This window comes from Veronia pacifica (assembly GCF_001707825.1).
GTDB classification, from domain to species: Bacteria; Pseudomonadota; Gammaproteobacteria; order Enterobacterales; family Vibrionaceae; genus Veronia; species Veronia pacifica.
Genome location: NZ_LYBM01000072.1, coordinates 1 through 13,122, shown reverse-complemented (window position 1 = coordinate 13,122; position 13,122 = coordinate 1). Strand labels below are relative to the sequence as shown.

The 13,122-nt window shown below is 42.1% G+C and carries 8 protein-coding genes and 1 pseudogene; 4 read left to right on the top strand and 5 right to left on the bottom strand.

Annotated features, from left to right (window positions below):
* Nucleotides 1-192: 192 nt before the first annotated feature.
* The gene (locus tag A8L45_RS22395) at nt 193-525 is read left to right on the top strand and encodes an immunity protein Imm33 domain-containing protein (RefSeq protein WP_068905573.1); all 333 of its coding nucleotides are present in this window, start codon (nt 193-195) and stop codon (nt 523-525) included.
* A gap of 88 nt (nt 526-613) precedes the next feature.
* On the top strand, nt 614-1,255 hold the full coding sequence (locus A8L45_RS22390) for a DUF3885 domain-containing protein (protein WP_432416295.1): 642 nt from the start codon (nt 614-616) through the stop codon (nt 1,253-1,255).
* 711 nt (nt 1,256-1,966) lie between these two features.
* Here the strand turns inward: A8L45_RS22390 and A8L45_RS22385 are convergent.
* Nucleotides 1,967-3,238 carry an MFS transporter gene (locus A8L45_RS22385; RefSeq protein ID WP_068905571.1) on the bottom strand — a complete coding sequence of 424 codons (1,272 nt, stop codon included), beginning with the start codon at nt 3,236-3,238 and terminating at the stop codon, nt 1,967-1,969.
* Between the two features lie 778 nt (nt 3,239-4,016).
* On the opposite strand from A8L45_RS22385, the pseudogene A8L45_RS22380 reads away from it, so the two are divergent.
* Nucleotides 4,017-6,119: pseudogene (locus A8L45_RS22380) on the top strand (TonB-dependent hemoglobin/transferrin/lactoferrin family receptor).
* 367 nt (nt 6,120-6,486) lie between these two features.
* Here the strand turns inward: A8L45_RS22380 and A8L45_RS22375 are convergent.
* Together A8L45_RS22375 and A8L45_RS25105 are read right to left on the bottom strand one after the other, a co-directional pair.
* On the bottom strand, nt 6,487-7,371 hold the full coding sequence (locus A8L45_RS22375; protein ID WP_068905570.1) for a hypothetical protein: 885 nt from the start codon (nt 7,369-7,371) through the stop codon (nt 6,487-6,489).
* The gene (locus tag A8L45_RS25105; RefSeq protein ID WP_068905569.1) at nt 7,365-9,902 is read right to left on the bottom strand and encodes a M4 family metallopeptidase; all 2,538 of its coding nucleotides are present in this window, start codon (nt 9,900-9,902) and stop codon (nt 7,365-7,367) included. Before A8L45_RS25105 ends, A8L45_RS22375 begins: the two co-directional genes overlap by 7 nt.
* A gap of 820 nt (nt 9,903-10,722) precedes the next feature.
* Between A8L45_RS25105 and A8L45_RS22365 the strand changes: the two genes are divergently transcribed.
* Nucleotides 10,723-11,220 (top strand): hypothetical protein, encoded by a 498-nt coding sequence (locus tag A8L45_RS22365; RefSeq protein WP_068905568.1) that lies wholly within the window; start codon nt 10,723-10,725, stop codon nt 11,218-11,220.
* Nucleotides 11,221-11,275: 55 nt separating this feature from the next.
* Here the strand turns inward: A8L45_RS22365 and A8L45_RS22360 are convergent, their stop codons facing one another.
* Both A8L45_RS22360 and A8L45_RS22355 read right to left on the bottom strand, forming a co-directional pair.
* Nucleotides 11,276-11,932, bottom strand: a complete 657-nt coding sequence (locus tag A8L45_RS22360; RefSeq protein ID WP_068905567.1) for a hypothetical protein — start codon at nt 11,930-11,932, stop codon at nt 11,276-11,278.
* Nucleotides 11,933-12,164: 232 nt separating this feature from the next.
* Nucleotides 12,165-12,533, bottom strand: coding sequence for a hypothetical protein (locus tag A8L45_RS22355; protein WP_139122458.1), 369 nt, complete (start codon nt 12,531-12,533; stop codon nt 12,165-12,167).
* Nucleotides 12,534-13,122 lie beyond the last annotated feature (589 nt).

Here is a 13,122-nt window from a genome sequence, read left to right as displayed (position 1 = left end):
TTGGACTAGTTTTTGGGGAGCAGGTCACTCAAGAAATATATAAAATCACGGATGAAAGCGGCAACGAACTTTCAGGTGAACTTGACGTAATATTCTATGAACAAGTCATGGAGTAAGCATTTAACAAGGCGCTTAAGCATGGGCGCAGCAAAGCTGCGCGCCTAGCTTGACGTTATAAGCTAAAGGTAGTTTATGAGTAATCAGCGAGAGATTTGCTCAAAATTTGATGCGGAATATATACCCTGCGATGAGAGCGAAAAATTGGGTATCGCCATTCAAACTATAGGAAAATTCCCGATTAATGGTTTAAGGCATGAAGCCGAGAATGGCACATGTGGCTGGTACCTTTGGTGCGGCGAAGAGATGACTGATGATCCGGATTTCTTTAAGCCTTTGCATGTAAGTCATATCAATGAGTATCTTCCTCAAGCCGAGCCGTACTTAGCATTACCTCCCGGTTATAGATTTCTACTAGCCGAGGCTTACGAAGATGTATGGCAAGACACGGACCTATTAGGCATATAATAAAGCCATCAAACATCGCGCCCTACCGGCGCTGGACTCGCAAAAAATCGCTCGCCGTTCATGGCAAGCGTTACATTCTTCTGATGAGATGTCGCAAACCATGCTTTCTATGAAGTTAGAAAAACCGTTGTTTTATAAAAATAAATTTGCATTACGATTTGAGCTTGGTCCTACAGATATAAGCGTATGGGCAGATAGTAAACGAGAAAACATAAACGAAGAGTACTTCAGGGTCGCTTCTAATCGCGCAGCGAGTATTTATAGGTCAGCTTTCTCCCAAAATGACGAGATTAAAGTCTGCTATCAAATTCTCTCGGATGGTCGGCAGAAAATTAAGAAAAGCGACTACTTTTTCAAATTATTCTGTAAGTTATCCGGAAAGCCAATAGTGTTTAGCGAACATCGAGACATTTATCGTGATGACCTAGAATACAAACGCTACTGTATAAAGAGAGTAACAATCTCAGACGTTTACACTCAGGACCTTAACGAAGACGAAGTTATCTTGGCATTAATCAATAGTGATTTTGGTTGTAGAGGACCTTCTCTCCATGGGCAACTCTTCCTTATAAATTGCACTAAAGGTTTAACACTCCATATCTATGATGATCGCGGGATGGATATAGTTGCAGATAGCAAGAAACCTTTGGAGTCTATCTATCATGAACAAAACAGCTCACTACTAGATTATGATCGCGATTATATGGACCGCTTGTTTGCCTTGACATAACAAGAGGATATGGCCTTCGCGCTAACCAAAAGCCCATTCAATAAGGCTTATGTTACCCTTACTTTGCCTAATACATCTGGCGCACCAAACGCTCACCCTTCTAACTCAATTCGGTCCAAAATCATGCTAACAAAGCAAGAGCTAAACTTTATGCCTGAATGAAAATTACTTAAGGTCAATTTTTTAAGCTTGAGGAATGATATTTTCATTTCGGTTTTTTGGTTGTGTATATTACAAACAGCTGATTAATATTGAGTATTAATTTAAAGTTTACGGGTCAACCAGAAGCTCAGTTCTGGGGCGGGAAAGTGATACATATTATTGATAGTAATGAATATGTTTTCTTCAGTGTAAGCAGATGTAAGACACAAATAGTTGAAGAGCTCTGGGTGATATTGAAACAAACCGCATAATAGATGCTCTATAAAAAAATTTGAAAACTGAACCTTTGACGTAAGCGCTTTTGATTGGTCGTATTGAAGGTATGCTTAGCTGTCCAGTTGCAGAGTCATTCCAAAGGAAGGGCTTTGCAACAAATCAACACCTCGCCATGAGGCGGTATTCCGCTAGTGTCAAAATTAGAACGACCTATTTAGGCACTGTTTCAGACAAAAATGCAGGGCTGGCTAACTATTCCACAGTTGAATTTTTCCATCTGCTTTTACTTGCCAGTCACTCCACAAAAACTGCTACGGATTTAATATTCGATGTTCAGATGGCAACCTCTTCTGTTGGTTGGGCGATTCGGTTGAGTTGGCGATCGAGATAGAGGTGAACGGCAAATAAACTAAAGCCTGCCAGTAGAATAAATACCGAATTAATAGATAAATACAAGGTGCCTACGCCAATAGTGATTGAGCCGCCAATGCCGCCAAGTCTGGTGAAGAGGGAATGGAGTGACATCATGCTGGCCCGTTTGTCATCCGGGATACAATCATTAAATAGTTCGCCCTCTGCACTCATTTTGACCGAGAAACCGACATAGAATGCTAACCATGCAGGTAAGAAGCACCACCAGTTGGGTGCAAATGCCATAGCAATTAACGAGAGACATTGAATGACATAAACAATGTAAACAGCTTTACCAAGTTGTCTGTCTAGCTTGTTGCAAAGGCGGGTCATCAATGGATGAGCCACTGAATTACCGAAAGAGACTATCGAAAAGGATAAGAAGAACACCCAGGCGACATCAGAGGTTAAGCTGATATCTGGCCAATCGTTTTGTAGCAGTGGCTCGAACATGACAGGCCAGAATTTTTCGACCGCGCCGAACATAGGTGTCAGTAACGTCGCCAGAATCAATAATCGCCAAATAACAGGATGCCGGGCTAGTTGACCAAATGAATCTGAATCATTGAGAGGTTGAGGTTCCTGATTGATGACTTCATCGCTGACTTTTCCTCTTAGCCAAATTACGGTAAATACCGCATGAAAAAGGAGACTGATTAAAGATAGCGTAACCAGACTTTCTAACGGTAACGACCATTGTGGGAAGAGCAGCCAGAAGCCAGTGACAGCCGCTGCAAACAATGCTGTACCTGCTGAAAGGCAGCTACAATATTGCCCCATTTTTGCAAAGCCCGGTTGTAAGGGCTCTGTTCCTTCCTTTTTCCTGAAGGCTTCAACGAACCAGGCTCCCAGCGTACCTGAGTTCATCGCTAAACCAATTCCCCAGAGGGCAAAACCTACGACACAGCCAATCAGGTTAGGGGAAAGCAACCATACCAGTATTGCTGCCTTAACAAGAATAATACCGAGAATGTACACTGTCAGTTGGCCAATCTTATCGGCCAGTATCCCAAATGGTACTTCTGTGATCACAACCATGGCACCCATAGTGACATACCCCATGGCCATTTCTGATGGGGTGAGACCCCAGCTCATCAACCAAACAGGTAAGATGGGAAGCATTAGGTTGAAGCTTCCCAAAAGCCAGCCCTGATGCAAGCCAAATGATCGCGCAAACAGAAGTTTTTCGCTCATAGCGTCCTTTCCTTCCTTTAACTCTTTGAAATATGCGAGTCGAGTGGGGCAGACGCTTTTGCGTATATGGGCAAAGGTACAACGACGTCAGCGTTCAGCATTTCATATCCCAAGTGGAAAGCAATCAGACAGATGATAGCTTTGAGATACATCGCGATTAAGGAGTGAGTAATAAAAAATGCTGTTATTGATTGAAGATATGCGTGTTTATAGGAAAAAAGTGGAGAGAAGAAGGCAAGCTCTCGCGGGTTAACATGCAAAACTCCCTTTGCATAGAGGATTAGGTTCGCTAAAAACCCATTGAGTATTGGTGAGAGGCAAGGTTGTAGTTTACACCTGATTCGCACTGCCTATCTTACTGATAAAAACACGGAGTCGTCCGCGTTTCTATCTTATTTCCAACCAACCTGAAAATTCGTTGAATTGATCGCCAAAAAAATGTGGACACCAGTCTTTGGCTGAGGCCATCGCCACCACAGTTAATTTAGGGGCATTACCTGCGAACATGTAACAAGGATTGCGCCCAAATCACTTTATTCATAAATCGTTATCTTAATATTAAGATTTTAAGTATTTTAGAACGAATAAATAATCATCATTGTTTTTATTTTAAGTATTGAAATAAAAGGGGAAATATTAATTTCAGAATTAAATACCTTTTTATTATGCCAAATGCGAATAATAGTAATTATCATTCGCATTATATACGATTGAACTGTTTTTAGCTCAACATGGATGACTTTTTCCTGCTCAACATGGATTAAAGGCGGTAAGAAACATGTTTAGAAAATCAGTTTTATCAGCTTCAATTCTCTTGGCTATTGCACCCAGTGTCATTGCCGATGAGACAAAAACCCTTGAAGAGGTCGTAGTTACGGCAACACGAACCAACAGCCAACTCGAAGATACTGCGGCATCTGTGGCGGTGCTAGACGACGAAGAGATCGAACAGAATATGGTGACGGATCTCGATGATCTTTTTGAATATACACCTGGTGTGTCTGTCGAAACCAACTCGCGGCAAGGCGTGAAGAGTATTAATATTCGCGGTATTGATGGTAACCGGATAAAAGTACTGGTTGATGGTGTCGCGCAAGGTAACGAATTTGAATCGGGTGCCCAATTTATTAATTCTTCGCGTGTCGAAATTGATCTGGACCTTATAAAGTCGGTTCAAGTAGTGAAAGGCGCTGCGTCTTCATTACAAGGCTCAAATGCCATTGGCGGTATTGTGGCGTTTGAGACAAAAACTCCAGCAGATATTCTTAAAAATCGAGAAATCGCTGGTCTCGCAAAGTTTAATTATTCATCAAAAGATAAAACGTTTAGCGAAACTGTCGCGTTAGCCAACCAGTTTGGTAATTTGGAGAGTTTGGTTGCGTTTACTCGAAGAGATGGAAAAGAGCTTCGTAATTTTGGTGAGCCTGAGCCACAGGATAGCGAAACAAATAACGTGCTGGTAAAACTGAATTATCAGTTGAACGATGAACACCGCATTGAGTTTTCAGGAAATTACCTCAAAAAAGATGCCCAAACAACATTGCCTAACGCCAATTACGGTTTTGTTAACTACATTGATGTAGTTTGAAGTGACGAGACAGAGCAGTATCAAGTCGGTATTAGGCACATTTGGGATATTCAATCATCTGTTGCGGATACACTCTCGTGGAAAGTAGATTGGCTGGATAAAGACGAAACTAATCTCACTTCCCGTACTGAGACGATAAGGAGTAATCAGCAGCGTAAGTTGTATACATACACTGATAAAGGCTATCAGTTTGATGCGCAGTTTGATAAAGAACTGACAACGGGGTCAGCTGATCACTTTATTATTTATGGTGTTTCTTTTTCCGACAAAGATATTGAAAATATTAATAATGAGTTCAACTCAGCCTCTGCGGACAAAGTAATTTTCTATATACCTTCAGCCAGCGAGAGTGTCCAAAGTGTCTTCCTACAAGACGAAATTTCTGTTGGTAATTTCATCCTTACCCCGGGGCTTCGTTTTGACAAATTTAAGACGAAACCCGGAGATGCCAGTCAAAATACCAGCTTAATTCCTCAGGAAGACTTTAAGACGTTTTCAGATTCAGCGCTAACTGGACGATTGGGAACAATCTTTAAAATTAATGAAAGTCATCGTTTGTTCGCGCAATTTAGTCAGGGCTTCCGTGCGCCAGACTTCAAGGAGCTTTACTATTCATTTGGTAACCCAACCCGTGGATACTTATTTATGCCCAACGCTAATCTGAAGGCAGAAAAGAGTACATCCTATGAAATAGGTTGGCGTCATAACACCGAGCAATCGAGTAGCGAAATTGCACTTTTCCAGAGTGATTACAAAAACTTTATTGAGAGAAAGGTTGTATCAGGGTCTGGTGTTCCGGTGCGTGATCCTACCATTTATCAATCGGTAAACATTGGTAAAGCTAAAATCAAGGGCGTTGAGTTATCAAGTCAGTTTTCTTGGGATGATGTGTTGCCAGTTGAAGGCGTAAGCACCCGTGTTGCTGCTGCGTATGCGAAAGGTAAAGATGGCAATGACGACCCGTTAAACAGCGTCAACCCTTTGAACCTAGTCGCTGGTGTCAACTATGACTCTGTTGATAACTGGGGGAGCTCACTAAAACTGAAATACACTGCGAAAAAGAAGAAAAAACATATCAATGGCGATAATATTAGGCCTATCTCAAGCTCAACTGTATTGGATTTGACCGCGTATTACAGGCCAATTGACAATTTGACGCTTCGCGCAGGCGTGTTTAACCTCACCGACGAGGAATATTACAACTGGGATAATGTTCGTGGTCAAACGTCGGAAGACCAAGACCTTACCGAAGCCAAACGTAATTGGTCGGTGACAGTTAAATACGATTTTTGATAAAAACACGGCTTTTCATAGCCCGGCTTTCTCTCGTCGGGCTCCTTCATTTAGAACTATATTTTCTTCTCGAAGACCAAATACGAATCTTACAGATTGCCGAGTGTGTCTTCGGTGGCAAAAATTTCATCTGGCATTATGTAATATTCGCCGATTGCTTTATGAGTTGAATGTATTAATTCTCAACCAAATACGTAACATAAATTAACGCTTTGGGAGACAAAAAAGGCTGGTATCTACCAGCCTTTTTACTTTCACAGGGTTCGTTGTTCTTTCGAATGTTAACCCATGCTGCGCGAGTACTGATTGGCACCATTCTTAGTAAGCAAAAGTGGTCATCAGCACAGGTTTTTCGCTCGCGTGCGAATTAACATTGACCCAGCTTAGTCCAAACACGATATTGACCTGAATGCTGAGACGGTTTTTGCAGTAGGTTCCACCATTTAGCCTCGTACAAGTACCCGCCCTGTTTTACTTTATCGCCAGCAACATAAACGTCGTATTTTTGCCAGCGCGGTGCATCGCACAAATCATGAGCTTTGAACTCAACATTATCAATCGCAATGCTATCTGTGGCGCTGGAGCGGCTGGTATTTTTGGTATAAATCACGTCAATAACATGCTCACCTTGCGGCAGATCTAGTTCGAGACGAGTATTTTCCTCACCGCTACTCTCAGCGACCAGGTCACCATTCAGTAACAATGTAGCGACATCGCGCTCAGTCTCTGTGTCTAACATGACATCAAACGAGAACGTACCCGCATCAAACAATCCGCTGAAGGTCACCCTTGTCGATTGTTTGTTACCAATCGTGCCGCTACGGAGAACCTTGTTACGACCTCTCAATGAGACGACCTGCCACTCTGCGTCATCGCCTGTTGACCAGTACTTGCTATCAAAAACAGGTTTCTGACCATTGAAGGTATGACGATAGTCACGTAATACATTCTCAGGTTTGCTGTCTGCATCGAATGGGTCTGAACCTTCCCGGTGTTCCGTAGCTACCGAGAATCCGTCTCCATCATAGTCTTCTGCTCCATCACTGGGTAACAGCGGATCCATGCCGTATTCCAGTTCGGCAGCATCATTTATGCCGTCATTATCAGAATCGGAAAGATGCGGCTTGGTTTTTAACACATTGGCTTCTTGTGCATCAGTCAAGGTATCGCCATCTGTGTCTGTCGCTTCAGGGTCAGTTTGTAATTCAAACTCCCGGAGGTTAGTCAGTGAATCATTGTCGTTATCTAACATGCATCGGATGGATCACTGCTGTTCAAGCCATTCACGCGCTCCCAGCGGTCATCCATACCATCATTATCTGTATCGACATAGCCAGTTTCGAGTTGAATATTGTCCAGCCATACTTTGTCTTCACCACCAATAGCGCCGCCATCTTTGGTGTAACTAAAAGTGACAACTCCACTGCCTTCAGGCACATTCACTTCAACGCGATGATAGTCTTTTTCACCGGATGCGCGGTAAAGTATGTCACCATCCACCGCCAGCTCGAAGAAGTCATAGCCCTCTTCGGTACTGGTTTTCACATCGAAGCTCAACATGCCGCCTTGTCCATTGAGCACGATATAGTTGAATACCGTGCTGTTGTGATCAATCTCTTGAGACACAACAGAGAAGTTGCCTATCGTATTTTCACCGGTGATCTCAAAGACCTTTGGTCCTGCAGCTGCTCCCCATTCTTCCGGCACTGCGCCCTCTTCAAAATCAAACAGGAAACCTCTTCCCAATGCCGGGATAGACATATCATCAAACAGATCAGATCCGCCCTGATACTCTGTAAGGTTGATAACACCATCGTTGTCTGCATCAAGGAGTGCGTCCGAGCTATCTAGCGGATTGAGCCCCATTTCATTTTCAAAATGGTCATCAATACCGTCGGAATCTGAATCTGATGACAACAGGTTATAACCCAATTTATCTTCGTCACCGTCAGTTAGCTCATCTCTGTCTGAGTCAGCATTTTTAGGGTCTGTATTGATACCGGCTTCAGCAAGGTTTGACAGACCATCGTTATCGAAATCCTTTTGTGCATCGTTACTGTTGAAAGGATTAAATCCGTGTTTGATTTCGTAACCGTCATCCAATCCGTCGTAATCTGTATCTACTCCGGTGTTGGTACATACAACACCTACTTCCAAGAATGATTTGAAAACAACCTGCCAGTCATAGCCGAGATCGTAGGCTGAAGAAATAACGCCACATGCACCTTCTTCAAAGGTGGAGTCGGCTGTCCAGTAAGCCTGATTTGCCAACACATAGACATCAAGGGCTTTCCTCGGGTCCCAACCCGAGCTATTTGCGAGCAGGTAGTATGCGCGGTTGAAGATACCGCTGGAGAAGTGGACATTCATACCATCGTAATAGTCGTCATAGTGTCCAATGGATCGGCCATCCTCAGTGGGATCTTCAAAGTAGCGAAGTCCACCCTCAGCCTTGAATATGTCAGCGCCGACAATCCAATCCACATCGCCTTTCCAGTAAAATTCGCTACCTTCGGCTGAGATATCTGAAAATGCCTCGTTCATGCCGCCGGATTCATTGGCGTAAATCAGCCCTGAGTTAAATTCGGTAAATCCATGGCTCACCTCGTGGGTGGCAACGTTGATATCAACGAGCGGATAGAAGTAGTCTTTGCCGTCGCCAAATGTCATGAAGCGACCATTCCAGAAGGCATTTTCAAAGTCTTCGCCAAAGTGGACTTTCATCATTAACTGGAAGGGCAGTGGGCTGGTGTCATACCAGTCTTTGTACATGTTGAAGCTGACGTTACCGAAGTAGAATGCGTCGTTCAGTGGAGAATAGGCCTCATTGACTTCACGCTGGTTGTTAATAGGCTCTTCACCATCGAGACATGAGAAAGAAAAGGCGTCATCTTTGGAAAGGTCGTACTTATGTTCCATATCGACGGTACGTACGTTTGGACTTTCTAAGTAACAGGTCTCTCCCTCTCGGGTAATAGTCAGTGACTCATAGTCTTCGCCATACACGTAACGTCCGGTCTTAGTATTACCGCCGGGGCCTTTGGCCAGAAGTTGCGCCCAAGCACTTAGCTGCTGATGATCATGTCCATGTTGGTCATGTCTATGGTGCTCATGTCCAGCGTTTTCCTGATGATCGTGTTGATGTTCTTCACTGTGCGCCAAACCTTCCCAGTATTTGACGACACTCAAGTCAGATGCATTAAGCAATAGCATTGGACGGGATGGCGTACCCGGTGTGGTTTCGGTGATTAAGTCGACATGATAAACCAGTTGATCTTTGCCATTTTCGTCAACAAAGACATACATTTTGGCCCTAAGATCAATGAGTTTTCGTCCCGTTTCACCGTACTTTTGGTTTAGGAAACGTTCAACCTCTTGCGAGACATTCTGTGCCGATGTTAAGCGCATAAGATGTCTTGATTGACTAAACCCTGTATAAACCTTACCCGTCAACGTATTCTTTTGTGCTGTACCGTGCAAAATTGCTTCACCGTTCCACACCGGTATCCCTTGAAAGGTTTGTTGCATCCGGGTATGAGTGTTTCCCCTCGCGTCTTTCATTGTCCTTTTCACGGTGAAGCCGACATCTGCTGGTAGCCCGAGAGCATTGGCAATTTTTGACTGAGGGGTTGTCGATGAAAAGAGACTGACGTTGCCCTTATTATCGAGATCAACATGGTTGAGAGTGATTGACTCAGCAGCTTGCGCCTGGGATGCCATTAAAAGACCATATGTGATCCCACCGGCAATCGCGCTGAGCGTAAAACCGTTACCTTTTTTCACGCTATTTCCTTATCTTCAATATAAATGTATTGCTTTGTATGCATTTGAGTGTCTGCAGTACAAGCGGATTCATATTATTTTATTGAAAATAAATAGATTTATCGGTTGTGTGATTATTGTTTTTTGTTCGAGTGGTATCAATTAAGTATATAAAAGTAGACATTTGTATCCATTGATAACGTCATTTATCTCCCGAAATTTGATAGCGCTCCGAACTGGCAGATAGGAGTAATAGCACGATCAGTAATATTTATTGGTAAGCGGTATGCCTAATAAACCCCAAAGCGTGGGTGGAAATTGAAGAGTATGGTTGAGTTACCAGTGTCTAAGAAGAGCAGAGTTTTCATCAACGTTCTTTCTGGTTACGCCAATCTTACTTTTATCGTAGAACGGAAAAATGCAGTTATTTATTACACTACACGACTTTTTCAACTCATACGATTAAAAAAGATTATTTCAAAATTTTAATATAAAACTAATTTCATACTGCGTGTGGTTTAGGTATTTTGAGTTGTAATTATAAATGAAGAATCAAAAACCCACTCAATAAACACCACCTAAATGAGACGATTTTTTCTCAATTCAAATTGCTGTTTTTAATAGATTAATTTTATTTTTTGTTAATCTTTATTATCTGTTTAAATAAAAATTGCTAATAAATCTGGAACTAACTCTCGTATTTTTCCACATATTAAACGTGAGGCTTAATATATTGTTTTCATATTAATGGTCTCATACATTTATATGGTCATGTAAGAAGCGCAATGTTCGCTTCTTATTTTTTAAGTCAATTTTAGAGTAAATACGTTAGGAGAATGCTATGAACATAGGAGCGGCGGTAAATTCAGCGGGAGCAGCAGCAGGGGCCGTGAGTGCACTTGGTGGAGCGGCGACAACAGTAGGTGCAGCTGCAGCATTGGCAATGTGTAGCCCGGGAGCGGCGGGTGCAATTCTGGGTGGTGGCTCAGCGCTTACTGGTGTGGCAAGTGTTGCCGCTGGTGGCGGTGCTGGAATCGGTTCAATTGCCGTTCAAATGCTGAAGCCTGTAATGAATGAAGTGATTGATTTTGGTAAGGAAGCCATTATTGATATTGGTAAGAAGGCGTTGGAGAAAATTGGTGATGCCTTCGGATGCGGGAAAAAACCCAACTCCGGAGTGTGCAATGGTAATGGCTATCAGGTGCCATCTTTTAATTACCCTATTTATGGAACCTGCCCACCTCCAGCATATTTCTTTCCGCAACCACCAATTACATCCTATCCATTAGTATCAGGTTCTGGAATGGGAGGCTTTACTCAGTATCCCTTTTTAAGTTAGCGCATAACCTGAGCTTAAAAAACCGGATTTAATCCGGTTTTTTTAAATTATATTATCAACATTCGTGAGATGGCGGTTGGTTGGTCACGTTAAAAATAGATTTTATAAAATCTACAATTCCAGCAAATACCTCTTTTAGCTTTCCGGAAACAGCAGAAACAAAACCACCAATACCGTTGATTAGGTTGCCGATGGTGTCTTTAATCCCGCCGATAAAGCCAGAAATACCGTTGCCAATCCCACCTGCGATATTGCCAATGGTTTCTTTGATACCGCTGAAGAAGCTCCCGATACCGTTGACCACATTGCCGACGGTCTCTTTAATGCCGCCGATAAAGCCAGAAATACCGTTGCCAATCCCGCCTGCGATATTGCCAATGGTTTCTTTGATACCGCTGATAAAACTACCGATGCCGTTAACTATGCTCCCTATTGTGTTTTTAATTTTGGTAAATATGCTGCCTATAACGCCGGGAATATTCGCAAAAAAACTGAATATGCCGTTGATGAGATCACTGAGGCCCGGTTTAGCCGGTGAAGAAGGTTGTGTCGGACAATCATGTTTCTCGTGTTTTGACCATGTTTTACCGCTGTGCATTTCTTTCATCGTTTCCGCAGCACTTTTTTTTGCTAATGTGCTGGAATGTTGTATGGGTTTATCCTGATATGTTTTTGATGAAGTGGAACCCAGGCCGACAGTAGTTACAATCATAAAATCCCCCTTATATTGCAAGCATAAAATAGAGTTTTAGTACATTATGAAATGAGTTTTTTATATTAATTATTGCTAATGTACATAGGGGTATTTATAGGACAAGTTTACGTATTTTTTTTCGTTAATCGTCTATTTCTAAATATTGAGACGTTTTACATGGAACCATAATTTTTAAGAGAAATAAAAAAAGCCGCTCGTCGAGCAGCTTTTTGGGTAACATAATTGATTACTATTTCTTGAATAACCCACCGATAAGATTAACGATAGATCCAAGTGGGTCTTTGAAAAAACCTTTTATACCGTTTACAACTCCACCGATCGTGTCCTTAACACCACCAATGAAATTGAACACACCACCAATTGTATCCTTAATTTTTTTGAAGAAGTCACCTATTCCACCCAATAAACCTCCTCCATCCGGCTTACCCCCACCATTATCTGGCTTTTCAACGCAGTCGTGGGGCTTACCACCGCCGTTCATCTCGTTTATAGCGGTGCCCGGATGAGTGTGGCAATGTGCCGGTGGGCAGTAACAGTGGTAGTGATAGTAATGGCAATGGTATCCAGTGCCCGCTGATTTTGCCGCTGTAATTGTCATGAAAAATCCCCTATTTTTGCCGCCATGACTCAAACGACCTTGCTACCATAAAGTCGTTTGAAAATGGCGGCTAAATAACAAGTAGAACTCATTTCTACGTTTTTAATTTTGCTTATTGACGTCATGTCATATGGCTTTCAGTTATAGTTATAGACAAAGATTCCATTAAAATGTGGCTAAATTTTTTAATTACCATCTATGAAAATAAATTCTCATTATTGATATATTTTTCATCGCTTCACGTGGTGAGGATAAAGTAATAAGTAGATTGAAGAGAATTGAACATCTAATAATTTATTGATTAAATTGATATTTATATGGAGGGTGAAATTGAAAATGGTATAGATCAAATGAAAAATAAGATCTCTAGTTTTTTGGTAGAGTTCAAAAAAATAACCTCAAGTAATCAGATTAATCGATAAAAAATCTGTTCATATAGTCTCGGTTTAGAATTAAAAATTTCCACGTTACTCAAAGTTAATGGTGAGTAGCGTGTGTGCTGACTTTAGCGAGCACTTTCCCACTTCTCACCAACCTTATCTTATTAAAAATAACAGTTAGTAGATTCATCCAATAGAGTGTTAGTCCA